General features: G+C 68.8%; 29 protein-coding genes and 1 tRNA gene. 20 read left to right on the top strand and 10 right to left on the bottom strand.

Annotation, left to right across the window (positions count from 1 at the left end; genetic code table 11):
* Positions 1–211 precede the first annotated feature (211 nt).
* On the top strand, positions 212–2,053 hold the full coding sequence (locus ABZT04_RS37670) for an RDD family protein (RefSeq protein ID WP_356062852.1): 1,842 nt from the start codon (positions 212–214) through the stop codon (positions 2,051–2,053).
* 89 nt (positions 2,054–2,142) lie between these two features.
* A complete protein-coding gene (locus tag ABZT04_RS37665) occupies positions 2,143–2,757 on the top strand; it encodes an RDD family protein (RefSeq protein WP_356062849.1) in 615 nt (204 codons plus the stop codon).
* An 88-nt stretch (positions 2,758–2,845) separates the two neighbouring features.
* On the opposite strand, the gene ABZT04_RS37660 is transcribed toward ABZT04_RS37665, so the two are convergent.
* The gene (locus ABZT04_RS37660) at positions 2,846–3,157 is read right to left on the bottom strand and encodes a hypothetical protein (protein ID WP_356062847.1); all 312 of its coding nucleotides are present in this window, start codon (positions 3,155–3,157) and stop codon (positions 2,846–2,848) included.
* A gap of 380 nt (positions 3,158–3,537) precedes the next feature.
* Between ABZT04_RS37660 and ABZT04_RS37655 the strand changes: the two genes are divergently transcribed.
* The 3 genes from ABZT04_RS37655 to ABZT04_RS37645 all read left to right on the top strand — a co-directional run bounded on the left by ABZT04_RS37655 (position 3,538) and on the right by ABZT04_RS37645 (position 7,343).
* Positions 3,538–5,880, top strand: coding sequence for an immune inhibitor A domain-containing protein (locus ABZT04_RS37655; protein WP_356062844.1), 2,343 nt, complete (start codon positions 3,538–3,540; stop codon positions 5,878–5,880).
* Positions 5,881–6,027: 147 nt separating this feature from the next.
* Positions 6,028–6,375: a hypothetical protein gene (locus ABZT04_RS37650; protein WP_356062841.1), complete on the top strand. Its 348-nt coding sequence runs from the start codon at positions 6,028–6,030 to the stop codon at positions 6,373–6,375.
* Between the two features lie 413 nt (positions 6,376–6,788).
* Positions 6,789–7,343, top strand: a complete 555-nt coding sequence (locus ABZT04_RS37645) for a DUF1062 domain-containing protein (RefSeq protein WP_356062838.1) — start codon at positions 6,789–6,791, stop codon at positions 7,341–7,343.
* Here the strand turns inward: ABZT04_RS37645 and ABZT04_RS37640 are convergent.
* A complete protein-coding gene (locus tag ABZT04_RS37640; RefSeq protein WP_355913261.1) occupies positions 7,340–7,924 on the bottom strand; it encodes an isochorismatase family protein in 585 nt (194 codons plus the stop codon). The two genes, ABZT04_RS37645 and ABZT04_RS37640, sit on opposite strands and share 4 nt — an antisense overlap.
* 89 nt (positions 7,925–8,013) lie before the next feature.
* Positions 8,014–9,360 (bottom strand): nicotinate phosphoribosyltransferase, encoded by a 1,347-nt coding sequence (locus tag ABZT04_RS37635; RefSeq protein ID WP_356062835.1) that lies wholly within the window; start codon positions 9,358–9,360, stop codon positions 8,014–8,016.
* A gap of 80 nt (positions 9,361–9,440) precedes the next feature.
* Between ABZT04_RS37635 and clpS the strand changes: the two genes are divergently transcribed.
* The 7 genes from clpS (at position 9,441) to ABZT04_RS37600 (ending at position 14,047) form a co-directional block, all read left to right on the top strand.
* On the top strand, positions 9,441–9,758 hold the full coding sequence (gene clpS / locus ABZT04_RS37630) for an ATP-dependent Clp protease adapter ClpS (RefSeq protein WP_355913267.1): 318 nt from the start codon (positions 9,441–9,443) through the stop codon (positions 9,756–9,758).
* 12 nt (positions 9,759–9,770) lie between these two features.
* Positions 9,771–10,376 carry a DUF2017 domain-containing protein gene (locus tag ABZT04_RS37625; protein ID WP_356062832.1) on the top strand — a complete coding sequence of 202 codons (606 nt, stop codon included), beginning with the start codon at positions 9,771–9,773 and terminating at the stop codon, positions 10,374–10,376.
* Positions 10,377–10,582: 206 nt separating this feature from the next.
* Positions 10,583–12,010, top strand: a complete 1,428-nt coding sequence (locus tag ABZT04_RS37620) for an amino acid permease (protein ID WP_356062829.1) — start codon at positions 10,583–10,585, stop codon at positions 12,008–12,010.
* Between the two features lie 76 nt (positions 12,011–12,086).
* Positions 12,087–12,515, top strand: a complete 429-nt coding sequence (locus ABZT04_RS37615) for a M67 family metallopeptidase (RefSeq protein WP_356062826.1) — start codon at positions 12,087–12,089, stop codon at positions 12,513–12,515.
* A gap of 101 nt (positions 12,516–12,616) precedes the next feature.
* Complete coding sequence (locus ABZT04_RS37610) at positions 12,617–12,712, top strand: putative leader peptide (RefSeq protein ID WP_317774922.1); 96 nt, start codon at positions 12,617–12,619, stop codon at positions 12,710–12,712.
* 99 nt (positions 12,713–12,811) lie between these two features.
* On the top strand, positions 12,812–13,090 hold the full coding sequence (locus ABZT04_RS37605; protein WP_355913282.1) for a MoaD/ThiS family protein: 279 nt from the start codon (positions 12,812–12,814) through the stop codon (positions 13,088–13,090).
* A gap of 6 nt (positions 13,091–13,096) precedes the next feature.
* Positions 13,097–14,047 (top strand): cysteine synthase, encoded by a 951-nt coding sequence (locus ABZT04_RS37600; RefSeq protein ID WP_356062823.1) that lies wholly within the window; start codon positions 13,097–13,099, stop codon positions 14,045–14,047.
* Between the two features lies 1 nt (position 14,048).
* Here the strand turns inward: ABZT04_RS37600 and ABZT04_RS37595 are convergent, their stop codons facing one another.
* Entirely contained in the window at positions 14,049–14,474 is a 426-nt protein-coding gene (locus ABZT04_RS37595) for a type II toxin-antitoxin system PemK/MazF family toxin (protein ID WP_356062820.1), read from the bottom strand.
* Positions 14,475–14,689: 215 nt separating this feature from the next.
* Between ABZT04_RS37595 and ABZT04_RS37590 the strand changes: the two genes are divergently transcribed.
* Positions 14,690–15,442 (top strand): MBL fold metallo-hydrolase, encoded by a 753-nt coding sequence (locus ABZT04_RS37590; protein ID WP_356062817.1) that lies wholly within the window; start codon positions 14,690–14,692, stop codon positions 15,440–15,442.
* A gap of 72 nt (positions 15,443–15,514) precedes the next feature.
* Here ABZT04_RS37590 and ABZT04_RS37585 read toward each other — a convergent pair whose 3' ends face one another.
* Positions 15,515–16,765, bottom strand: a complete 1,251-nt coding sequence (locus ABZT04_RS37585) for a PTS transporter subunit EIIC (protein ID WP_356062814.1) — start codon at positions 16,763–16,765, stop codon at positions 15,515–15,517.
* 192 nt (positions 16,766–16,957) lie between these two features.
* A complete protein-coding gene (locus tag ABZT04_RS37580) occupies positions 16,958–18,250 on the bottom strand; it encodes a PTS transporter subunit EIIC (RefSeq protein ID WP_356062811.1) in 1,293 nt (430 codons plus the stop codon).
* Positions 18,251–18,400: 150 nt separating this feature from the next.
* On the opposite strand from ABZT04_RS37580, the gene ABZT04_RS37575 reads away from it, so the two are divergent.
* The 4 genes from ABZT04_RS37575 to rdgB all read left to right on the top strand — a co-directional run bounded on the left by ABZT04_RS37575 (position 18,401) and on the right by rdgB (position 20,658).
* Positions 18,401–18,634 (top strand): PTS glucose/sucrose transporter subunit IIB, encoded by a 234-nt coding sequence (locus ABZT04_RS37575; RefSeq protein WP_043679504.1) that lies wholly within the window; start codon positions 18,401–18,403, stop codon positions 18,632–18,634.
* A 103-nt stretch (positions 18,635–18,737) separates the two neighbouring features.
* Entirely contained in the window at positions 18,738–19,475 is a 738-nt protein-coding gene (rph, locus tag ABZT04_RS37570) for a ribonuclease PH (protein ID WP_356062808.1), read from the top strand.
* Positions 19,476–19,619: 144 nt separating this feature from the next.
* The gene (locus tag ABZT04_RS37565; protein ID WP_356062805.1) at positions 19,620–20,024 is read left to right on the top strand and encodes a hypothetical protein; all 405 of its coding nucleotides are present in this window, start codon (positions 19,620–19,622) and stop codon (positions 20,022–20,024) included.
* 31 nt (positions 20,025–20,055) lie between these two features.
* Positions 20,056–20,658 carry an RdgB/HAM1 family non-canonical purine NTP pyrophosphatase gene (gene rdgB / locus ABZT04_RS37560; RefSeq protein WP_356062803.1) on the top strand — a complete coding sequence of 201 codons (603 nt, stop codon included), beginning with the start codon at positions 20,056–20,058 and terminating at the stop codon, positions 20,656–20,658.
* A 42-nt stretch (positions 20,659–20,700) separates the two neighbouring features.
* Here rdgB and ABZT04_RS37555 read toward each other — a convergent pair.
* The 3 genes from ABZT04_RS37555 to ABZT04_RS37545 form a co-directional block, all read right to left on the bottom strand.
* A tRNA-Leu gene (locus ABZT04_RS37555) sits at positions 20,701–20,778 on the bottom strand.
* 28 nt (positions 20,779–20,806) lie between these two features.
* Positions 20,807–21,646 carry an HNH endonuclease signature motif containing protein gene (locus ABZT04_RS37550; protein WP_356062800.1) on the bottom strand — a complete coding sequence of 280 codons (840 nt, stop codon included), beginning with the start codon at positions 21,644–21,646 and terminating at the stop codon, positions 20,807–20,809.
* Positions 21,643–22,269 (bottom strand): HNH endonuclease signature motif containing protein, encoded by a 627-nt coding sequence (locus tag ABZT04_RS37545; protein WP_356062797.1) that lies wholly within the window; start codon positions 22,267–22,269, stop codon positions 21,643–21,645. Before ABZT04_RS37545 ends, ABZT04_RS37550 begins: the two co-directional genes overlap by 4 nt.
* Before the next feature lie 145 nt (positions 22,270–22,414).
* Here ABZT04_RS37545 and ABZT04_RS37540 point away from each other — a divergent pair, with 145 nt between their 5' ends.
* Complete coding sequence (locus ABZT04_RS37540; RefSeq protein WP_356062794.1) at positions 22,415–22,939, top strand: GNAT family N-acetyltransferase; 525 nt, start codon at positions 22,415–22,417, stop codon at positions 22,937–22,939.
* On the opposite strand, the gene bcp is transcribed toward ABZT04_RS37540, so the two are convergent.
* On the bottom strand, positions 22,936–23,403 hold the full coding sequence (bcp, locus tag ABZT04_RS37535; RefSeq protein WP_356062792.1) for a thioredoxin-dependent thiol peroxidase: 468 nt from the start codon (positions 23,401–23,403) through the stop codon (positions 22,936–22,938). The genes ABZT04_RS37540 and bcp overlap by 4 nt on opposite strands.
* Before the next feature lie 94 nt (positions 23,404–23,497).
* Here bcp and ABZT04_RS37530 point away from each other — a divergent pair, with 94 nt between their 5' ends.
* The gene (locus ABZT04_RS37530; protein WP_356062790.1) at positions 23,498–23,836 is read left to right on the top strand and encodes a DUF3618 domain-containing protein; all 339 of its coding nucleotides are present in this window, start codon (positions 23,498–23,500) and stop codon (positions 23,834–23,836) included.
* 52 nt (positions 23,837–23,888) lie between these two features.
* A complete protein-coding gene (locus tag ABZT04_RS37525; protein ID WP_026178110.1) occupies positions 23,889–24,245 on the top strand; it encodes a co-chaperone GroES in 357 nt (118 codons plus the stop codon).
* Positions 24,246–24,262 lie beyond the last annotated feature (17 nt).

The raw sequence follows: 24,262 nt of genomic DNA, 5'->3' as shown, positions 1-24,262 counted from the left end.
GACGGGGCCCGCGGTGGGCCCGTACGAGTGGAGAGGGCGTGCGGCGCGAAGCATTACGCGAGTTCGGGAATCTTTTTTTCCGGGCGTGTGGACTCCGTGCACGAGGTTGCCCGGAAAGGGGTGGGTCGGACGGGACGGGCAGTGGCGGTTGCTCGGGTCTGATAGATGTGGACACCCCCTTTGACCTCCGAGCAGATACGGGACGACGGACATGAGCGCCCCAACCCCGGCACCCGGTGACGACAGGCCCCGCGAGGGGTACTACCCGGACCCGTCCATTCCTGGATACGTCCGGTACTGGAACGGCACGGCGTGGGTGCCCGGCACCAGCCGCCCGGCGCCGTCGGACGGGCTGCCGCTCGCCGCGCCCGTCGAGGAGACCGGGCCGCACTTCTTCGACGAGGACCCCGCGCCGGGCCCGGCCGACCGCCCCGAGCCGGCGGCGGCGTGGGGCGCGGACCGTTCCCACCAGAGCGGCTTCGGCGGCGACCAGGACCGCCGCGTCTCCTGGGGCGCCCCGGACCCCCGCATCCCCGCCCAACAGGAGGAATCCCCCGACCCCGGCACCTTCACCTTCCGCCGCCCGACCCCGGACACCCCCGACGAGGGCACGACGACTTTCCGCCGCCCGACCCCGCGCACGCCTCAGCAGGGTGGGGCGCCGGGGGCGCAGGGCGGGGGCGCGGGCGACTTCGGTGCGCAGGGTTCGGCGGGGGCCGGTGCCGGTGCGGGTGGTCCCGGTGGTGGGGCGGGGTCGGGTGCCGGTGGTTTCGGTGCGGGAGCGGGATCGGCGGGGTCCGGTCCGGGTGCCGGTGGCTACGGCTCGGAGGGGCAGGCGGGCTCCGGCCCGGTTGCCAGTGGTCTCGGTTCGGAGGGTTCGGCGCGGTCCGGCCCCGGTGGCTTCGGTGCGCAAGGTCCGGTGGGGTCCGGCTCGGCCGGCGGTTTCAGCGCGGAGGGTCGTGCGGGATCGGGCGCGGGCTCTGGTGGTTACGGCTCGGCGGGATCAGGTGCCGGTGGGTTCGGTGCGGGAGCGGGGTCGGCGGGGTCCAACCCCGGAGCGTCCGCCGGAGGCCCCGGCTCGCAAGGTCTCGCAGGTCCCCCCTCATCCGCCGGAGGCCCCGGTGTGCAAGGCCCCGTAGGAGCCGGCTCCACCGCCGCGGGCCCCGGTTCGCAGGGGGCTGGCGGGAACACCCCCGTCGGCGACCCCTCTGCCCCCGGCTTCGGTGCTGGAAAGGCGGCAGCGGCCCGTGCGGCCGCCGCCCAAGCGGGGCCCGGCACCGGTTCGGGGGCCGCACCGGCGGGTCCCGCAAACGGATCGGCGGCCGCCCGCGCTGCCGCCGCCCAGGCGGGACCTGGTGGCCCCGGGGCACCCGCCTCCGCCGCTCCTGTTGTGCCCCAGCAGGCCGGCCAGGTGCAGCCGCAGGGCATGCCCATGGCCACCGGCCCCGGTGGTGGGCAGCCCTCGTGGGCGCAGCAGGTGCATCGGCTGGCGGGGGACGAGGACGGGGTCGTAGCGCCGTGGAAGCCGCCCGTGGAGGACGTGTTCCAGGCGGCGGCGCGGCGGCAGGCGGCGGCCCGGCCCGCGGGGCTCGGCAAGCGGCTGGTCGCCCGGCTCGTCGACACGCTCGTGCTCGGCGCGGTCACCGCCGGGGCCGCCCTACCCCTCGGCACCAGGGCGGCCGACCACATCAACGAGAAGATCGACGCGGCCAAGCTCTCCGGCCGTACCGAAACGGTCTGGCTGCTCGACGGCACCACGGCCGTCTACCTGGGCATCGTCCTCGCCGTGTTCCTTCTCGTCGGCGTCCTCTACGAGGCGCTGCCCACCGCCAAGTGGGGCCGCACCCTCGGCAAGAAGCTCTACGGTATCGAGGTCCGGGACATCGAGAGCCACGAGCCCCCCGGCTTCGGCGGGGCGCTGCGCCGCTGGCTGGTCTACAGCGTCCCGGGTCTGCTCGGCATCGGGATCGTCGGCGTCGCCTGGTGTCTGTTCGACCGGCCGTGGCACCAGTGCTGGCACGACAAGGCAGCACATACGTTCGTAGCGGCATAGGGGCATACGTCGTCCGGGGTACCCGATTCCGTACCCCGGACGGCCGCTCGCCGGATGCGGAGCCGGACCGTTCGCGGTCGACTCGGGCCATGAGCACCGAACCGCCTCCGGGCTCCGGCCAGCAGCCGCCGGAAGACGACCCGTTCAGGAAGCAGCCCCCTCCTGGCCAGGGATCGGGCTCACCGTACGACCAGGGAAACCAGCCGTACGGCGATCCCCACGGCGGCGGCTCCTACCCCACCGACCCCCTGGCCGGCATGCCCCCGCTCGCCGAGAGCGGCCGGCGCACGCTCGCCCGGATCATCGACATGATCCTGGTCGGCATCGTCGTCTGGCTGCTCACCTGGGCCTTCGGCGTCCATGAGTACGACGTGAACTCCGACAACATGTCCTACGCCAAGTCGCTCGGACAGTCGCTGACGGCGGCCGTGCTCTACATCGGCTACGACACCGTGATGCTCGCCAAGTCGGGCCAGACGCTGGGCAAGAAGTGGCTGGGCCTGCGGGTGGCCAACCTCGACAACGGCTCGACGCCCTCCGTGCAGACCAATCTGATCCGCGCGGCGGTGCTGTGGATCCCGTTCGCGTTCTGCTGCGCGTGCATCTGGACGGCGATCAGCGGCGGTTGGAGCTTCTTCGACAAGCCGTACAAGCAGGGCCTGCACGACAAGGCCGCCAAGACGGTGGTGGTCAGCACACGTTGAGCCGGCGGGTACACAGCGATCGGCGGGTCCGTGGTCAACGGACCCGCCGATTCGCGTCGCTGAGCTGGGACTTGCGCTTGTGCTTGGTCTAGGGAGTGCTCCGCTCCCGCACCGGCTCCGCGGAGGACACGGCGGCGGACACGGTCTCGCGCCGTACCGACACCCGCACGTGCTGCGGGGCGAGCGGAACGGCGGCCGGGGCCGCGGGCTGGGCGGCGGCTGCGCGGGTCTTCGGCTGGGGCACCGTCAGCGAGACGAGCAGCCCGAGGGCGAGCGCCGCGAAGGCGATGACCGTGATGCCCAGACCCGAACTCGTCTGTGACAGCAGCAGCATGGCGAGCGTCGAGAAGATCACGGTGAACGAGCCGTAGGCGAGCTGTGCGGCAGTCGGACGAGGCATGGCAATCGAGTCCTCGTTAGGGGGTGGAGGGGAGCTGTGAAACGGGGGAGCGACAAGGATGTCGGCCTGGCTTTCCGCCGGTTCCTGGCGTTCCGCCAATCGACTCTATTCGCCTGCATGCCCGAGTGGAACGTGTAGTAAGCATGACCTAACACACAGCTCCGGAGCATGGGGGGCGCACGGAGTCATACCGTCCACCAAGTGGACGTACTCGCGCGCCCGTTGAGGACATGCCGGTGTCCGCAAAGCGGGCCCCGGATTCGTCTAGTGCACTTGTCCTGCTCAAGTCAAGGTCTGTCTTTTTTAGTAAACCTCCAGTCAAATAACGTCACTTGACTATCACGCGTACCGCGCGATCGGTTGCGCAGAGAGGATCTCAAGTGACCAGCAGACCTTGGACGTTCAGAACGGCCGCGGTGGGCGTGGCCCTCGCGGCGGCCACCGCCACGTTCTCGACGTTCGCCGTGGCCGAAGCAGGCACCACGGCCAACTCCGCCCGAGTGGACCGGCACGACCCCGCGCCGGTCGCCCAGAAGGAGCACGACCTCGACGGCCCGCTGAGCAAGACGCAGGACGCTCAGCGTCAAGAGGCCCTGAACCAGGTCATATCCGGCAAGGCCTCGGTGAAGGACCGCGACGGCTCGCAGGTCGTCCAGCTCAAGAGCAAGGGCGGCAGGAGCAAGTACGTAGAGCTGGGCCGGGAGAAGACCGACAAGATCTTCACCATCCTGGTCGAGTTCGGCGACCAGGTGGACACCCGCTACGGCGGCACCGCCGGCCCGCTGCACAATCAGATAGCCGCGCCGGACCGCGCGAAGGACAACTCCACGGCCTGGCAGGCGGATTACAACCAGGCGCACTTCCAGGACCTGTACTTCGGCACCGGCAAGAACACCGAGTCGCTCAAGAAGTACTACGAGAAGCAGTCCTCGGGTCGCTACTCGGTCGACGGCGAGGTCACCGACTGGGTCAAGGTCCCCTACAACGAGGCCCGTTACGGCTCCAACAAGGCCTCCACCGGCGCCTGGTACGCGGTCCAGGACGGCGTCAACGCCTGGGTCGCCCAGCGCGAGGCGGCGGGCGACACGGCCGCCGAGATCAAGACGGAGCTGGCCCAGTTCGACCAGTGGGACCGCTACGACTACGACGGCGACGGCGACTTCAACGAGCCCGACGGCTACATCGACCACTTCCAGATCGTGCACGCCGGTGAGGACGAGTCCGCCGGCGGCGGCGCGCAGGGCGAGGACGCGATCTGGGCCCACCGCTGGTACGCCTTCGGCACCGACGCCGGCTCCACCGGGCCGGACACCAACAAGCTCGGCGGCACCCAGGTCGGCGACACCGGCATCTGGGTCGGCGACTACACGATCCAGCCCGAGAACGGCGGACTCGGCGTCTACGCCCACGAGTACGGCCACGACCTCGGCCTGCCCGACGAGTACGACACCGCGGGCGGCGAGAACTCCACCGGCTTCTGGACCCTGATGTCCTCCGGCTCCTGGCTCGGCACCGGCAAGGACGCCATCGGCAACCTGCCCGGCGACATGAACGCCTGGGACAAGCTCCAACTGGGCTGGCTGGACTACGACGTGGCCAAGGCCGGCACCAAGTCGAAGCACACGCTGGGCGTCGCGGAGTACAACACCAAGAACCCGCAGGCGCTGGTGGTGCAGTTGCCCGAGAAGGCGGTCACCACGGAGGTGGTCGCCCCGGCGCAGGGTGCCACCCAGTGGTGGAGCGGCAGCGGCAACGACCTGAGCAACACCCTTTCCCGTTCCGTGGACTTGACCGGCAAGTCGTCGGCGGCGCTCACTCTGGACGGCTGGTACGACGCCGAGCAGGACTACGACTTCCTCTACACCGAGGTGTCGACCGACGGCGGCACGAGCTGGACCCCGATCGACGGCAAGCTGGCCGACGGCTCCGCCATCCCGCGTGACGGCAGCGGCAACCCCGCCCTCACAGGCACGGCGGCCGCGTACCAGAAGCTGACGTACCCGCTGGACGCCTACGCGGGCCAGAAGATCGACGTCCGCTTCCGCTACCAGACGGACAGCGGGGTGGCGCAGAAGGGCTTCGCGGCCGACGAGATCACGGTGACCGCCGACGGCGCGACCCTCTTCTCGGACAACGCCGAGTCGGCGGACGCCGCTTGGACCGCGAAGGGCTTCTCGCGCATCGGCGCGTCCTTCACGGACGACTACGCGCAGTACTACATCGCAGAGAACCGTCAATACGTGTCGTACGACAAGGTGTTGAAGGTCGGCCCGTACAACTTCGGCTTCTCGACGACCCGTCCGGACTGGGTGGAGCACTACGCCTACCAGAACGGCCTGTTGATCTGGAAGTGGGACACCTCGCAGGCGGACGACAACACCAGCGAGCACAACGGTGAGGGTCTGATCCTGCCGATCGACTCGCACCCGACACAGCTGAAGTGGTCCAACGGCACGCTGATGCGCAACCGCGTCCAGGCCTACGACTCGCCGTTCAGCCTGTACCGGACGGACTCGATGACGCTGCACAACGCGGACGTGGCCACCAAGATCGCCTCGCAGCCGGGCGTCCCGATCTTCGACGACGGGAAGTCGACCTACTACGACACGTCGAACCCGACGGCCGGTGTAAAGATCACTGACACCAACACCCGGATCAAGATCGTCAAGGAGCCGCTGAACGGCTCGACGGTGACCGTCCAGGTCGGCCCCTCGGCCAAGTAGTCGGTAAAATCGCAGGTCAGAGACGTATCGGCGGTGACCCCCTGGCGGGTCGCCGCCGATACGTGTTTAGGTGCGTCCTGTGCTTCCCTTATTGACACCGACGTCGACACCGATATCGACACCGACTCGCACGGGGGTGTGACCGCATTGTCCGCAGGAGGTTTCTGCAAGCTGCCCACAGGCAGCGTGGTGGTGGCGCTGAACCTGCCCAGACCCACCGCCCAGGGGGACGGCTGCGTCCGCGTGCTCGTCCACGCCCGCAACCGCGCCCGGGCCCTGACCAGGCTCCGCAACCTCGGCATGCGGGCTGTCTACCTGCGGGGCAACGGCTCTCCGCCGACCCCGGACGAGATCACCGCCGTACTGCACCACCCCGACGGCCTGATATGGCGCACGGCGCCTGACAACGCTGTCGTCGCCCCCGGTCCGGAGCTGCCCCAGGAGCTGTGGCACCCGATCCGGGCGCTGCTGCGGAGGCCCGCGGCCCCCGCGTGAGGGGGCACCACCCGCTCGACAGGCGGCCTGCGGCGACCGCCCCCATCGTGGGATGGCTCGGGGCGCCCTGGACCGCGGCGGAGGCCGTTCCGCGGCTACCGTCCGGGCCGCCCAGCGGGGCTGAGGAGGGCCGTCCTCGCCATCCTCGGACGACCGCGTCTCCTGGCTGCCGTCCTGGCTGGACCGACTCCTCCCGCAGCGGGCCCCGGTCTGACCCGCGGGCGGCGCCGCTCCGAAAATCGGTGGAGCGGCGCCGCCGTATGCCCCTATCGTCCTGGCGAACCTGTTCGGCCAGGAAGGGACGTGCCGTTGTACACCGTGTGAGACCCCCCGAGAGCTGATCTGTCGCGCGTCGCGCCTGTGCGCCGCGCCGCTTCCTGCTGCGGACTTCTCACTGGAACCGGTGTACTCCTGTGCTCAAACGCTGGGTGGTCATGCCCACCTGCCTCCCCCTCGTCATCCGCCGCTGCCACGTATGCGCGTCCGACCGCTTCCGGTCGGACGGCAAGTTCCGTGTCAACGCCCACCACAAGCTCCTCGACGTCTGGCTCCTCGCGCTCTGCGTCACCTGCGGGGATACGACCAGGCTCACGGTCCTGGAGCGGACGAACGTGCGCTCCCTACGACCCGAGCTGCTCGACCGGCTGCACGCCAACGACCCGCTCCTGGCAGCCGAGTTGCTCCAGGACCCGCTCGTGCGGCGGCGCAACCGCGTCGCCCTCGACTGGGCGGGTGCCTGGCGTCTGGACACCGGCGGGCCGGATCACCTCGACCGCGAGGTGATCGACGTCTCGGTCCGGTTCGCGGCGCCGATACCCGTCCGCCCGCTGCGGCTGATCGCCGAAGGATGCGGTCTCTCGCGGGCCGAGGCCGAAAGGCTGCTCGCGGAGGGGAACCTGGTGTCGGCGGTCCGACTGTCCGGCAGGCTCTCCGGCGACTTCACCTTCACACTGAAGCGCGGCTGCTAGACGACCGGCTTCCCGGTCAACTCCACACCGGCCGCGCGCAGTTCCTCCAGCGCGCGGTCGGTGGTCTCCTTCGCCACCCCGGCGGTGAGATCCAGGAGCACCTGCGTACGGAAGCCCTTCCGTGCGGCGTCCAGGGCGGTGGCCTTCACGCAGTGGTCGGTGGCGATGCCGACGACATCCACCTCGTCGATCTCCCGGGCCCGCAGCCAGTCTCCCAGCGGCACGCCGTTCTCGTCCTGCCCCTCGAACCCGCTGTACGCCGCCGCGTACGCCCCCTTGTCGAAGACGGCGTCGATCGCGCCGGAGGCGACCGCGGGCGCGAAGTTCGGGTGGAAGCCGACGCCCTCCGTGCCCGCGACACAGTGCGCGGGCCAGGAGTGGACGAAGTCGGGGTTGTCGGCGAAGTGGCCGCCGGGCGCGATGTGGTGGTCGCGGGTGGCCACGACATGCCGGTAGCCGGCGGGCGCCTGCCCGATCAGCTCGGTGACGGCGGCGGCCACGTCGGCACCCCCGGCCACCGCGAGACTGCCTCCCTCGCAGAAGTCGTTCTGCACGTCAACGACGATCAAGGCGCGGCGCATGGTGGGTGTCCTTCGACGGTGAGTGAGATTCGAGCCTAGAGACTCCGGCGGCACTACGGGAGGGCGCACCCGGGTTTTTCGGGTCTGTCTTAGCTACCCGGACGCCCCTGCACGTACTCCGTGGGGATGACGGCCTCCCCGCGCGACAGTTGGGTCGCCGACAACGGCAGGTTGGCCCGCGCCGCCGCGTGCCGGTCCCGTACGACGTCCAGCGGTTCACGGGCGACGACCTCGCCGCCCTTGACCAGCTCCACCAGGAGCTGCCGGTCGGCCAGTTCGGCGGGGACCGGCCCGGTGCCGACCACCTCGGCCTCCGCGGTCCCGTCGGCATCCAGCCGCCGCGCGGCCCACTTGCGGCCGCCGATCGAGGTCTTGCCGCCCAGGGACTTCTTCGCGACCGGCACCAGCGGTGCCTTCGGGTCGGCGGACTCGGCGCGGGCGACCAGCTTGTAGACCATCGAGCAGGTCGGGTGCCCGGAGCCGGTCACGAGCTGGGTGCCGACGCCGTACGCGTCCACGGGCGCCGCCGCCAGCGAGGCGATGGCGTACTCGTCCAGGTCGGAGGTCACGATGATCTTCGTGTTGACGGCGCCCAGCTCGTCCAACTGCTGCCGCACCCGGTACGCCACCAGCAGCAGATCGCCGGAGTCGATGCGGACGGCGCCCAGTTCGGGCCCCGCGACCTCGACCGCCGTACGGACCGCCTCGGTGACGTCGTAGGTGTCGACGAGCAGGGTGGTGTTCCGGCCCAGCGAGTCCACCTGGGCCTGGAACGCGTCGCGTTCGGTGTCGTGGAGCAGGGTGAAGGCGTGCGCGGAGGTGCCGACGGTGGGGATGCCGTAGCGGAAGCCGGCCGCGAGGTCGGAGGTGGTGGCGAAACCGCCGACGTAGGCGGCGCGCGAGGCGGCGACGGCGGCGAGTTCGTGGGTGCGGCGGGCGCCCATCTCGATCAGCGGGCGGTCACCGGCGGCGGAGGCCATGCGGGAGGCGGCGGCGGCGATCGCGGAGTCGTGGTTGAGGATGGAGAGGATCACGGTCTCCAGCAGCACGCACTCGGCGAACGACCCCTCTACCCGGATGATCGGCGACCCCGGGAAGTACACCTCGCCCTCCGGGTAGCCCCAGACGTCACCGCTGAAGCGGTAGGAGGCGAGCCACTCCAGGGTCTCCTCGTTGACGACGTTCCGCTCCCGCAGGAAGCCGAGGACGTCCGCGTCGAACCGGAAGTTCTCCACGGCGTCCAGGACGCGTCCGGTGCCTGCGACGACGCCGTAGCGGCGGCCCTCGGGCAGTCGTCGGGTGAAGCACTCGAAGACCGAACGCCGGTCGGCCGTCCCCGCTTTGAGGGCGGCCTGCAGCATCGTCAGCTCGTAGTGGTCGGTGAAGAGCGCCGTCGAGGGAACGTCCACCGGCAGCCCAAGGTCCGCTGTGTTCATGGCAACGGATGGTACTCCCATCTCGTCACTCTGACGATTTGTGGGGTCCGTTTGTGCGGGGACCCCCTTCTGGTGGCAGCATGGGCGATGTGACGTCACCCGCACCCCTGGAGATCGAACGCACCGAGTCGGCGGAGGAGGTCTTCGCCGTACCCGAGCCCGACGTCCCCTGGGTCACGATCGTGCACAACGACCCGGTCAACCTGATGAGCTATGTGACGTACGTCTTCCAGACGTACTTCGGCTACTCCAAGGACAAGGCCACCAAGCTCATGAAGGACGTCCACCACAAGGGCCGCGCGGTCGTCTCCAGCGGAAGCCGCGAGGAGATGGAACGCGACGTGCAGGCCATGCACGGCTACGGTCTGTGGGCCACCCTCCAGCAGGACCGGAAGTAGCGACACATCCCGATGCCAGGACACTTCGAACCGCTCCGCGGCGGCGGTGCCGCCGTCGCCCTCGACGACGTCGAGATCTCCATCATCCGGTCGCTGGCCGTCCAGCTCCTGGAGCTGATCGGCCCCGGCCCGGGCGAGGACGCCCCCGGCGACCCGCTCGCCGAACTCTTCGCCGAGGGCCCGAGCGAACCGCCCGCCGACCCCGTGCTCAGGCGGCTGTTCCCGGACGCCTACACCGACCCGGAGCAGGCCCCCGACTCCCCGCAGGACGCCGAGGAGAAGCTGGCGCACTCCGCCGAGTTCCGCCGCTTCACCGAGAACGACCTCAGGGCCGGCAAGCGCGAGAACGCCCTCGCGGTGGTCCGCACCCTGGACTCGCTGACCCCCAGCGGCGACGGCGGCGCGGTCCTCAAGCTGACCCCCGACGAGTCCCGGCAGTGGCTCGGCTCGCTCAACGACCTGCGCCTGGCGATCGGTTCACGCCTCGACATCACCGACGAGGACGACACGGACGACCTCTACCGGCTCCCGGACGAGGACCCGCGCAAGCCGATGGTGATGGCGTACCTCTGGCTGGGCGGCCTCCAGGAGACCCTCGTCGCCACGCTGACGCCGTGACGGGCGGGGCCTCCCTGTTTGCTCAGCGGACGCTCAAATCCGGATAACGATCACGTCACCGCGACGGCCGGTTATGCCGATCCCGGCCGCGCTTTGTCCGCTTCTACCTGTGGTCTGCGCCACAAATGCCCAAGTCGATCGCCGAAGTGACCGTGATAGATCTTCACGACCGCACACGGGGGGATTCGGCGAAAGGCACATCACACATGACCTCCGCTCAGGTCGAAGAGACGGACAAGACCCCCGAAGAGGGGTACGAGCGCGGGCTCGGCAGCCGCCAGGTCCAGATGATCGCGATCGGCGGCGCCGTCGGCGTCGGCCTCTTCCTGGGAGCCGGGGCGAACATCGCCAAGGCCGGCCCCAGTCTCATCCTCATGTACGCCCTCGCCGGCGTGATCATCTTCTTCATCATGAGGGCATTGGGCGAACTGCTCCTGTACCGCCCGGTCTCCGGCTCCTTCGCCGAGTACTCCCGGGAGTTCCTCGGCCCGTTCTTCGGCTACTTCACCGCCTGGACGTACTGGTTGATGTGGGTGGTCACCGGCATGGCCGAACTCACGGCCGCCGCCATCTACGTCCACTACTGGTTCCCGTCGGTCCCGCAGTGGACCACCGCCCTGGTCTTCCTCGTGGTGCTCTTCGTGGCCAACCTGATCTCGGTGAAGCTGTTCGGCGAGATCGAGTTCTGGTTCTCGATGGTCAAGATCACCGCCCTCATCGGCATGATCGTCATCGGCCTCGGCGTGCTCACCTTCGGTTTCAGCTCGGCCGGTGACACCGCCTCCGTCGCCAACCTCTGGCAGTTCGACGGCTTCTTCCCCAAGGGCATCGGCTCCTCCCTGATGACCCTCCAGGGCGTGATGTTCGCCTACCTCGCCGTCGAGCTGGTCGGCGTCACCGCAGGCGAGTCCGAGGACCCCGAGAAGACCCTCCCCAAGGCGATCAACACCCTGCCCTGGCGCATCGCCCTCTTCTACGTCGGCGCCCTCAGCGTCATCCTCTGCGTCGTCAAGTGGACCGAATTCGCCCCGGGCGTCAGCCCGTTCGTCGAGGCCTTCGCCAAGATCGGCATCCCGGCGGGCGCCGGCATCGTCAACTTCGTGGTCCTCACCGCGGCCCTCTCCTCCTGCAACTCCGGCATGTACTCGACCGGCCGCATGCTGCGCACCCTGGCCGACAACGGCGAGGCCCCGAAGGCCTTCAGCCGCCTTTCCGCCTCGAAGACCCCGGCCCTCGGCATCACGATCTCCGTCGCCTTCATGGGCATCGGCGTGGTCCTCAACTACGTCGTCCCCGAGAAGGCCTTCGGCTACGTCACCTCGGTGGCCACCGCCGCCGGCATCTGGACCTGGCTGATGATCCTGGTCAGCCACGTCCTCTACCGCCGCGCGGTCGACGCGGGCCGCCTCCCGGCCTCGTCCTTCCCGGCCCCGGGCGGCGCGAAGTGCTCCTACGTGGCCATCGCCTTCCTGCTCTTCGTCACCGGTCTCATCGCCTACGACGCCGACTCCCGCGTCTGCCTCTACGTCATGGCCGGCTGGGCCTTCGCCCTGTGGATCGGCTGGCTGGTCCTGAAGTCCCGCAACCCGCAGGTCACCGAGCGCCGCGAACCGGAGTTCGAGAAGGCCCTCTGACCGACCGGTCCCGGCATATGGGCCGCCCCGTACCACCACTCGGTACGGCGCGGCCCTTCTGCTTATCCTGACGACCATGCCGACGCTGACCATCACCCAGGCCCTCTTCGACCAGATCGTCGCCCACGCGCGCGCGGACCACCCCGACGAGGCGTGCGGGGTCGTCGCGGGCCCGGTGGGGGAGGGCCGCCCCGAGCGCTTCATCCCGATGCTGAACGCGGCCCGCTCGCCCACGTTCTACGAGTTCGACTCGCAGGACCTGCTGAAGCTCTACCGCGAGATGGACGACCGCGACGAGGAGCCGGTGATCATCTACCACTCCCACACCGCGACCGAGGCCTACCCCTCCCGCACCGACCTCGCCTACGCCAACGAGCCCGGCGCCCACTACGTCCTCGTCTCCACCGCGGACACGGACGAGGCAGGCCCCTTCCAGTTCCGCTCGTACCGGATCGTCGAGGGCGAGGTCACGGAGGAGGAGGTCAAGGTGGTGGAGGCGTACTGATCCCGACCTCATCCCGACCTGATCTCGTACTGCGGATGAAATCGGTCCGAAGTGTGAGATCACCTACCGAGGACCGGACAGGGAATCGATACGATGAGCCCATGGTTCTTCTCGACGTGAGCGACAAGGCGCCGGGCATGCTGCTCGTGGCGCGGCTGCACGTCGACCTGTGCAGGCTGAACAGCGCCATCTGTTGACAGCGCGCTGTCGCCGTACGGCCCGTGCGCCGCGGCAAGCAGACGTGTGCCCACCGACACCAGACGACCCCTCCCGCTTTCCGACAGGAGCCCCTTGCCATGGCCATCGAGGTCCGCATCCCCACCATCCTCCGCACCTACACCGGCGGCGAGAAGGCCGTCGAGGGTGCCGGTGAGAACCTCGCCGCGCTCTTCGCCGACCTCGAAACCCGGCACGCGGGCATCCAGGCCCGCATCGTGGACGGCGGCGAGCTGCGCCGCTTCGTCAACGTGTACCTGAACGACGAGGACGTCCGCTTCCTCGACGGCATCAACACCAAGCTGACCGACGGCGACAACGTCACGATCCTGCCGGCCGTCGCCGGCGGTATGGCCTGATCGTCGATGCGTTACGACTCCCCGCTGGCCGCGGTGGGCAACACCCCTCTGGTGCGCCTGCCGCGGCTCTCGCCGTCCACCGACGTCCGCATCTGGGCCAAGCTGGAGGACCGCAACCCGACCGGCTCGGTCAAGGACCGCCCGGCCCTGCACATGATCGAACAGGCGGAGAAGGACGGCCGGCTCACCCCCGGCTGCACCATCCTGGAGCCGACCTCGGGCAACACCGGCATCTCCCTGGCCATGGCGGCGAAGCTCAAGGGCTACCGCATGGTCTGCGTGATGCCCGAGAACACCTCGCAGGAACGCCGTGAACTGCTCGGCATGTGGGGCGCGGAGATCATCCCCAGCCCCGCGGCGGGCGGCTCCAACACGGCCGTGCGCGTGGCCAAGGAGCTCTCCGCCGAGCACCCCGACTGGGTGATGCTCTACCAGTACGGCAACCCGGACAACGCGGGCGCCCACTACGCCACCACCGGTCCGGAGATCCTCGCCGACCTCCCCTCGATCACCCACTTCGTCGCGGGCCTCGGCACCACCGGCACCCTGATGGGCGTAGGCCGCTACCTCCGCGAGCAGAAGCCGGACGTCAAGATCGTCGCCGCCGAACCGCGCTACGACGACCTGGTCTACGGCCTCCGCAACCTCGACGAGGGCTTCGTCCCCGAGTTGTACGACGCCTCTGTCCTCACCACCCGCTTCTCGGTCGGCTCGGCCGACGCGGTCACCCGCACCCGCGAACTCCTCCAGCAGGAGGGCATCTTCGCCGGCGTCTCCACCGGCGCGGCCCTGCACGCGGCGATCGGCGTGGGCAAGAAGGCCGTAGCGGCGGGGGAGAGCGCGGACATCGCGTTCGTCGTGGCCGACGGCGGCTGGAAGTACCTGTCGACGGGCGTATACACGGCGGCGACGACAGAGGAAGCGATCAAGACCTTGCAGGGTCAGCTCTGGGCGTGACTCAGCGGGTGAGGTGCCGGACCTGGTCCCACAGGACCGGGTCCGCGACACCCACCCGCCGGCGGAACGCGGCGACCGGCACCGAGCGCAGCTCGGCCGTCTCCAGGTAGCTCGCCCGGCCCCGCGCGTCACCCACCGAGCCAGGGGGCAGCGCGATCACCCCGCCGCGCTCGTCGTGGTACTTGCTGGTGATCTTCGCGACCGTCGCCGTCCGCCGCCGCACGGCGAGCACCAGACACGGCCGGTCCTTCGCCACCCCCGGCCGGTCCTCGAAGGGCACGTTCGCCCACCAGATCTCGGCGGCCCGCGGCCGGTCCCCCCGTACCTTCCGGGCCGGCCGGCGCCCTCGCCCCCACCCGTCGACGAGCGTGGCGATCAGCGCCAGCAACATCACCACCGCGAGCGCGAGCCACCAGAACCTGTCCATGCGGACGACGGTACCGGCGCGCAATCCCAGCCGCGCGCCCTCTCGCAGACCCCACGCGCCCCGGTTCCAGCCGAACCGGTGACACCACGGGTGAGTTCCCCCACAACAGCCCTTGGCGGAGGAGCGACCGGCCCTTTTGCGCCTTACGCTCGACGGACCGCACGACCCCCGTCACCCAACTCCAGAAGTAACCCGCCAGCGGAGGTTTCTGCTTTATGAAGCTCACCGTCGTCGGCTGCTCGGGGTCGTTCCCGTCCGCGGAATCGGCCTGTTCGAGCTACCTCGTAGAGGCCGACGGCTTCCGGCTGCTCCTCGACATGGGCAACGGCGCCCTGGGCGAGCTGCAGCGCCACTGCGGTCTCTACGACCTCGACGCGATCTTCCTCAGCCATCTGCACGCCGACCACTGCATCGACATGTGCGCGTACTTCGTCGCGCGCTACTACCGTCACGACGGCGGCCGCTGCGACCCCATCCCGGTCTACGGCCCCGAGGGCACCGAGCACCGCCTCACCACGGCCTACGCCGACACCCCCACCGCCTCCTCCATGAGCGAGGTCTTCGACTTCCACACGGTGAAGCCGTCCACGTTCGACATCGGCCCTTTCACCGTGCACACCGAGCGGGTCCGCCACCCCGTGGAGGCGTACGGCATCCGCGTCGAGCACGGCGGCCGGTCCCTCACCTACTCCGGCGACACGGGCGTCAGCGAGTCCCTCGACGAACTCGCCCGGGACACCGACCTGTTCCTCTGTGAGGCCGCGTTCACCCACGGCAAGGAGAACATCCCCGACCTCCACCTCAACGGCCGCGAGGCGGGCGAGACGGCGACCCGAGCGGGCGTCAGGCGCCTGGTCCTGACCCACATCCCCCCGTGGACCGACCCCCAGGCCAACCTGGCCGACGCGCGAGAGTTCTTCGCGGGGCCGGTGGAGCTGGCGGCGCCGAGGGCGGCGTACGAGATCTAGCCGTACGTACGTGACATGCGAAGGCCCCGGCACCTTTTCGGTGCCGGGGCCTTCGTCATCGCCGTACGAGGATCACGCCTTGGTGAGGTCCTCGACCTCCTCGTCGGGCTCGCGGCCCGGGGTGGGGAGGTTCCACTTGATGATCGCGAAGCGGAAGACGAAGTAGTAGATCGCGCCGAAGACCAGACCGATCGGGATGATCAGCCACGGCTTGGTGGCGAGGTTCCAGTTGAGCGCGTAGTCGATGAAGCCGGCGGAGAAGGTGAAGCCCGCGTGGACGCCGAGCGACCAGGTGATCGCCATCGACAGGGCGGTCAGCACCGCGTGGATCGCGTACAGCAGCGGCGCGATGAACATGAACGAGAACTCGATCGGCTCGGTCACACCGGTCACGAAGGAGGTGAGCGCGAGCGAGAGCATCATGCCGGTCACGGCCTTGCGGCGCTCGGGACGGGCGGTGTGCGCCATGGCGAGTGCGGCGGCCGGGAGGCCGAACATCATGATGGGGAAGAAGCCCGACATGAACTGACCGGCGGTCGGGTCATGGGCGAAGAAGCGGGTCAGGTCGCCGTGCACGACGGCGCCGCTGGCGTCCTTGAAGTCGCCGATCTGGAACCAGGCCACGGAGTTGACGAACTGGTGCATGCCGACCGGGAGCAGCCCACGGTTGATCAGACCGAACAGACCGGCACCGAAGGCACCGAGACCGGTGATCCACTCGCCGAAGTTCGAGATGCCCTCGCCGATCGGCTTCCAGACCAGGCCGAAGAAGACACCCATGAGCGTGCCGACGAAGGCCATGATGATCGGCACCAGACGGCGGCCGTTGAAGAAGCCGAGCCAGTCGACCAGCTTGGTCCGGTGGAACTTCTGCCACAGCACCGCGGAGAGCAGACCCATGATGATGCCGCCGAGGACACCGGGGTTGTTGTAGGTCGCGGCTACGTCCGCGCCCTTCATGATCTTCGCGTCGGTGACCGGGAACGCCTTGAGCACATTGCTGTAGACGAGGAAGCCGACAAGCGCCGCGAGGGCGGTGGAGCCGTCGGCCTTCTTGGCGAAGCCGATCGCGACACCTATACAGAACAGCAGCGGCAGGTTGTCGAAGATCGCGCCACCGGCGGTGGCGAAGACCGCCGTCACCTTGTCCGGCAGGTTCAGCTTGTCGTGGATGTCGGCCTGACCGAGCCGGAGCAGCAGGCCCGCCGCCGGAAGCACAGCGATCGGAAGCTGTAGGCTGCGGCCGATCTTCTGCAGGCCCTGGAACAGGCCGGATCCCCACTTCTTTGTGGGGGCCGCCGTTGGCGCGGTGGCGGTGCTCATAGACTTCCTCCATCGGGTGGTGGTCTACACCACTCAGTGGTGTAGACCTGTTGTAGCAGATGAAGTCCGCATAAAGGAACCCGCGAATCCTGCAACCGCAGCGCTACGCCCCGTACATGGCCGCGCATACGTCGACCGGCACACCAAAGGGCCCCCGGACCAGTGGTCCGAGGGCCCAACTCCCCAGTGCTGTCAGGCTTTTGTGACGTCCTCGTGCTCCTCCTCCGGCTCCCGCCCCGGAGTCTTCAGATCGAACTTCGTGATGGCGAAGCGGAAGACGACGTAGTACACCGCCGCGAAGCACAGCCCGATCGGAATGATCGCCCACGGTTTCGTCGCCAGGTTCCAGTTGATCGCGTAGTCGATCAGACCCGCCGAGAAGCTGAACCCGTCATGCACCCCGAGCCCCCAGGTCACCGCCATCGACACCCCGGTCAGCACCGCGTGCACCGCGTAGAGGAGGGGAGCGATGAACAGGAACGAGTACTCGATGGGCTCGGTGATACCCGTGACGAAAGAGGTCAGCGCCACCGAGAGCATCAGACCGCCGACCTCCTTACGACGGCTCGGCTTCGCGCAGTGTGCGATCGCGAGCGCCGCCGCAGGCAGCGCGAACATCATGATCGGGAAGAAGCCCGAGGTGAACTGCCCCGCGTTCGGGTCGCCCGCCAGGAACATGTTGATGTCACCGTGCACCACCGTCCCGTCCGGCTTGGTGTAGCTGCCGAACTGGAACCAGATGGGCACGTTCAGGAACTGATGCAGCCCTACGACCAGCAGCGCCCGGTTGGCCAGACCGAACACCCCGGCACCCAACGCACCCCGGTCGCTCAGCCAGTTGCTGAAGTGCTCGAGCCCGCTGCCGATCGGCGGCCAGATCCACAGACACACCGCCGCGACCGCGATCGCCACGAACGCCATGATGATCGGCACCAGCCGCCGCCCGTTGAAGAAGCCGAGCCAGTCCACCAGCTTCGTCCGGTGGAACCGCGCCCAGAAGAACGCCGCCAACAGCCCCAGCACGATCCCGCCGAACACCCCGGGGTTCTGGTACGTGAACGCCGACACCGAGTGATCGGCGGCCTGGCACCCGATCCCGGGCACCGCGGTCGTGCCGCCCGTGCAGTCCTTGGGGAACTGGCGCAACACGTTGTAGTAGACGAGGAAACCGGTGAGCGCGGCCAGCGCCGTCGACCCGTCCGACTTCTTCGCCATCCCGATCGCGACACCCACACAGAACAGCAGCGGCAGCCCGAGCTGCCCGTCGAGCAGCGCGCCGCCCGCACCCGCCATCACCTTGGAGACATTGGTCCACCCCAGCCCGTCGTCCCCGAACACGTCCGGCTGGCCGAGCCGGTTGAGGATGCCGGCGGCCGGCAGTACGGCGATGGGGAGTTGGAGACTGCGGCCCATCTTCTGCAGTCCCTGGAACACCTTGTTCCAGGAGAAGCGCCCGGGACCGGCGGCGGCACTGTCGGCACTCATGGACGCCCCTCGGTAATGTGGTGTAGACCAGTTGGTGACGCGATCACTCAACATCATTCGACACGTGGGACATGACCGCTCGCGAAGCTGGGCCAACTGTGGGTTACTGCGACAAAGCGGTTCATATCAGGGACTTCAGGGAGAAACGACATGGCCACCAAGGCTGAGAAGATCGTTGCCGGGCTGGGCGGCATCGACAACATCGAAGAGGTCGAGGGCTGCATCACCCGCCTCCGCACGGAGGTCCACGACCCCTCCAAGGTCGACGAGGCCGCCCTGAAGGCCGCCGGCGCCCACGGCGTCGTCAAGATGGGCACCGCCATCCAGGTCGTCATCGGCACGGACGCCGACCCGATCGCGGCGGACATCGAAGACATGATGTGAACACCGCAGTTCACTTCTGAGGTCCACTTCTGCGGTCCACTTCTGAGGGGCTCCTCCCACCGCGGGAGGAGCCCCTTCGCCGTCTACGACTAGGCTCTTCGCCATGTCTCGCATCGACGGCCGAACCCCCGAACAGCTCCGCCCCGTCACCATCGAACGCGGCTGGAGCAAGCACGCCGAGGGCTCCGTCCTCGTTTCCTTCGGCGACACCAAGGTCTTCTGCACCGCCTCCGTCACCGAAGGCGTCCCCCGCTGGCGCAAGGGCAGCGGCGAGGGCTGGGTCACCGCGGAGTACTCCATGCTGCCCCGCGCCACCAACACCCGCGGCGACCGCGAATCCGTACGCGGCAAGATCGGCGGCCGCACCCACGAGATCAGCCGCCTCATCGGCCGCTCGCTCCGCGCGGTCATCGACTACAAGGCTCTCGGCGAGAACACCATCGTCCTCGACTGCGACGTCCTCCAGGCCGACGGCGGCACCCGCACCGCGGCCATCACCGGCGCCTATGTCGCGCTGGCGGACGCCGTGGCGTGGGCCCAGGGCAAGAAGCTGATCAAGGCCGGTCGCCAGCCGCTCACCGGAACGGTCTCGGCCGTCTCGGTCGGCATCGTCGGCGGAGTCCCCCTCCTCGACCTCTGCTACGAGGAGGACGTCCGCGCCGAGACCGACATGAACGTCGTCTGCACCGGCGACGGCCGCTTCGTCGAGGTCCAGGGCACCGCCGAGGCCGAACCCTTCGCCCGCGACGAACTGAACGCACTCCTCGACCTCGCCGTCGCCGGCTGCGGCGAGCTGACCGCCGTACAGCGAAAGGCACTTGAGGCGGCGCTGGAGAAGTAGGACGCTGGGCGGGCCAAGTAAAGGACGTACAAAGAGGAGCGGGTCGCGGGGGCAACCCGGCGGCCCGCACCCGCGTCCTTACGCATACGGAACGGAAACGGGGAGTGGCCGCGGAAGCCCACCCCCACGGGGAGGAACCGAACCATGGCCAGCGCAAGCCGACGCCGTCACCGTCGCCGTATCGCAGCCGCCACCATGGCGGTGATCGGCCTCACGGCCGGACTCGCCACCGGCTGCGACGCCGTGGACAAGGCCATCGACTGCGTCCAGACCGCCGACACCATCGCCGACAGCGTCACCGGCCTCCAACAGGCCGTGGAGAACGCGGCCAACGACCCCACCCAGACCGACCAGTCCCTCAACTCCATCGAGAAGGACCTCGACAAGATCGGCGACAAGACCGACAACGCCGACGTGAACAAGGCCGTGGACGACCTCCGTCAAGCCGTCGACAACGTCCGTACGGCCGTCAAGAACGGCGACAACACCCCCGACATCAGCCCCGTCACCGACGCGGCGGGCGAACTGACGAAGGTCTGCACGTCGTAGGAGCGGGGCGGACGTTGGAATACTGGACGCCATGACACGCCTGATCCTCGCCACCCGCAACGCCGGGAAAATCACCGAACTGAGGTCGATCCTCGCCGACGCCGGCCTGCCCCACGAACTCGTCGGCGCGGAGTCCTACCCCGACATCCCCGACGTCAAGGAAACAGGCATCACCTTCGCCGAGAACGCCCTGCTGAAGGCCCACGCCCTGGCCCGCGCAACAGGCCTCCCGGCGGTCGCCGACGACTCGGGCCTCTGCGTCGACGTCCTCAACGGCGCCCCCGGCATCTTCTCCGCCCGCTGGTCCGGCACCCACGGCGACGACAAGGCCAACCTCGACCTGCTGCTGGCCCAGTTGTCGGACATCGCGGAGGAGCACAGGGGAGCCCACTTCGCCTGCGCGGCAGCCCTCGCCCTCCCGGACGGCACGGAACGCGTGGTCGAGGGCCAATTGCGAGGCATCCTGAGGCACACCCCCGTGGGCACGAACGGCTTCGGCTACGACCCGATCCTGCAGCCGGACGGCGACACCCGAACCTGCGCGGAACTCACGGCGGAGGAGAAGAACGCGATCAGCCATCGGGGGAAGGCGTTTCGGGGGTTGGTGCCGGTGGTTCGGGAGTTGTTGGGGTGAGACGACGGAGGGCGCGTTCCGTCGCCGGTGGCGCGCCCTTCGTGGTGGGCCCGGTGGGACTCGAACCCACGACACACCGGACCTAAACCGGCGCCCTCTAGCCTGCTGGGGTACGGGCCCGCAGCGCCACCAACTCTACTGTGCGCCGCTACGAGGGCGTACGCGGAGATCGATTCGAGAAGTTCTTCGTCTGACTGTGGCAGGACGGGCACAGGTACCGCAGGTTCTCTCTCCGGTTGTCCAGCCGGTCCCCGTTGATGTGGTCGATCTCCAGGACGAGCCGCCTGCCCTGCCATACATCCCCGACACCGCAGACCTCGCAGAGGTGCGGGACGCCGAGGTCGTCGAGTGCCCGGCGCAGTCGCACCGTCTTGGTGCGGAAGGAACCCGCCTCCAGTCTCACCAGGATCTGGGACGCGGACTTGCGGTCCTTGCCGGGAACGCCACGGCGGTGCCCCTGGCCGACGAAATGACTGGTCGACAGGTCGTGGGCCGCCACGCTTCGCTTGAGTCGCTCCCGCGCCGCTCCATTGTCGACGATGCCGAGCGCCTTCAGGACACCCGCAATGCTCTGGGAGGACGCTATGGCGGGCGCGAGTCGGTCGCGGGGCAGGATTCCCGGGCCGTATCCACGGCCGCTGGTGAAGTGCGAGGTGTCGATCCCGAACCGGTCCAGTTTCCTGCGGATATGGCCGTACGGGCTGTCGCGCGGATCGAGGCCCATGTACTGCACCATCTCGCGGATGCTGGACGAACAGGCCGCGGCCTCCTGCAGAAGCTCTTTCGAGTAACTTCGCCGCTCTCGTTCGGGTATCGGCTCGTCGACGAAATGCGAGGTGTCGATCCCGTAGTGGGCGAGTCTGCCGCGCAGGTAGTTGCGCGGAGCGCTGCCCATAGGAGCGTCCAGTCTGCGCATCAGGTCGACCAGGCTCGTGGAGACGGCTGCGGTACGGGCGAGCAGGTCGTTCGTGTACCTCGGGGAACTCATCCCCGGACCCTTCGCCCGCGACCCCGGTAAGTGTCCGTCACCGCATGGCAGTTGGGGCACAGCAACCGGAGGTTCTCCTGGCGGTTGTCCCACCAGTCGCCGTTGATGTGGTCCACCTCAAGCCTGAGCGGCAGACCGTTCCGCTCCGGGCCTGTGCCGCACATCGTGCAGCGTTCCTCGACCCCGGCGTTCAGCAGCGCGCGGCGCAGCCGGTTTCCCGGCACTCTGCCGTCCGCCGCGGACCGGAGCGAGAGAGTGCCTCCGAGCGAACCTTTGGGGCGCGCTCGTCGTACGGCCGTGAAGTGGCTCGTGTCGATTCCGAGAGCGGCGATACGGCGACCGATGTGGGTCTGATTGCCGCCGACCTGGCTGATCCCGAGGTGACGTACGACGTCCTTGATGCTGGTCGACGTCGCCACGGCCGCCCGTAGCCGTTCTTCGGTGTGGCGAACCTGGTTCGTCGTGAAGTGGGAGATGTCGACATCCGCCTCCGTCATCTTCCGGCGTAGGTAACGCCTGCTGCCAGGAGTGGGATCGCCTCCGCACCATCGAACCGCGTCATCGATGTGCTTGGTGCGATGAGCCGCCTCTTCCAGTAACTGACGGGTGTACCTGGCAGCCATGTTCCCCTCCGATCTCGACCACCAGTTCGTGGCCTCGCACGGAAAAACGAACCGCCTGGCGGCCGGTCACGCCGAGTCGATATGCTGCTGATCACACAGCGAGCCTCTCGGAGCCGGAGTCTTGTCCGACCGGGAGGCTTTTTTCATGACCTCATTCATGGCAGTGCACATACGACCGGCCACCCCCGCCGACCGCCCCACCGTCGAACGTCTCTGGTTGATGTTCCGGCATGACCTGTCCGAGTTCGAGACGGGTGGGAAACCTCAACTGCCCAACCCCGACGGCACATTCCGCAGCGAGCGTGTGGACGCCGCCTTCGGAGGCTCGGGTGACTGGGCGCCGTATCTCTTCACGAGCGGGGAGCGGCCCGTCGGGTTCGCGTTCGTGCGGGGGCTCAGCGGGCCCACTCGCGTGCTCAACAGCTTCTTCGTCGTGCGCGGGGTGCGGCGGGCCGGGGTCGGGCTGGGGGCCGTCCGGGAGGTCGTGCGGCGGTATCCGGGGGACTGGGAGGTCGCTTTTCAGGACGCCAATCCGGGGGCCGTGCGGTTCTGGCGGCGGGTGGGGGAGGCGCTTGCTCCGGGGGAGTGGAGCGAGGAGCGCAGGCCGGTGCCGGGGCGGGCCGACCTGCCTCCCGATGTGTGGATCTCGTTCCGCTACGGAGGCTGCTAGATGCCCAGGTCCTTGATGATCTTCGCCACATGGCCCGTCGCCCGCACGTTGTACAGCGCGTGTTCGACCTTGCCGGACTCGTCCACGATGATCGTGGAGCGGATCACGCCCATATAGGTCTTGCCGTAGTTCTTCTTCTCGCCGAAGGCCGCGTACGCGTCGAGGACCTGCTTGTCGGCGTCTGCGAGGAGGGTGACCTTGAGGTTCTCCTTCTCGCGGAACTTGGCGAGCTTCTCCGGCTGGTCGGGGGAGATCCCGATGACGTCGTAGCCGGCGCCCGCGAGCACCTCCAGGTTGTCCGTGAAGTCGCAGGCCTGCTTGGTGCAGCCGGGGGTCAGGGCCGCCGGGTAGAAGTAGACGATGACCTTGCGGCCCTTGTGGTCGGCGAGGGACACCTCGTTGCCGTCGGCGTCGGGGAGCGTGAAGGCGGGGGCAACGTCCCCGGGCTGGAGTCGTTCACTCATCGCGCTAGCGTAACCGGGGGTCCTGACAGTGCACTCCGCCCAAGAGCTGACAGACTGTCCGGCACAAGTACCAGCAGACTTCGGAGGCCGTACGGTGACGGACACGTCGAACACGCCGGACACCAGAACCCCGGCGCAGATCGAGGCGGACATCAAGCGTCGCCGCGATGTCCTGGCCGACACGCTCGACGAGATCGGGGTGCGGGTGCACCCGAAGACCATCGTGGGCGACGCGAAGGCCAAGATCGCCTCCAACATCGATCACACCCTCGGCAGGGCGTACGTCGGTGTCAACCGGGTCGTGAGTGACGTCAAGGGTCAGTTCGTGGACGAGGAGGGCGCGCCGAGGGTGGAGCGGATCGTGCCGGTCGCTCTCGTCGCCGTCGGGGTCGTGGGGCTGATCTTCCTGGGCTCCCGGCGCCGTAAGCACTGAAGTCATGAGCCCGACCGCGTACGGACAGGTCCAAGGCAGGTAGGTTCGTGGCGTGAGCGCCAAGAGAGACGAGCAGAGCACCCAGCACGACAAGCTGCCCATCCGGATGCTGCACGACCGTGTGCTCGTGCGGCAGGACAAGAGCGAGGGCGAGCGGCGTTCGGGTGGCGGGATCCTGATTCCGGCGACGGCTGCCGTGGGGCGCCGGCTGGCCTGGGCGGATGTCGTGGCGGTGGGGCAGAACGTGCGGACGGTGGAGCCCGGCGACCGGGTTCTCTACGACCCCGAGGACCGTGCCGAGGTCGAGGTGCGGGGGATCGCCTACGTCCTCATGCGTGAGCGTGATCTGCACGCGGTGGCCGCGGACCGGTTCGAGGGGTCCGAGGACTCGACCGGCCTGTATCTGTAGTAGCAACCCGGAAGGGG

The organism is Streptomyces sp. NPDC005492 (assembly GCF_040605995.1).
Taxonomy (GTDB): Bacteria; Actinomycetota; Actinomycetes; order Streptomycetales; family Streptomycetaceae; genus Streptomyces.
The sequence above is the reverse complement of the archived record's forward strand: the minus strand, read 5'-3'. Positions and strand labels throughout refer to the sequence as shown.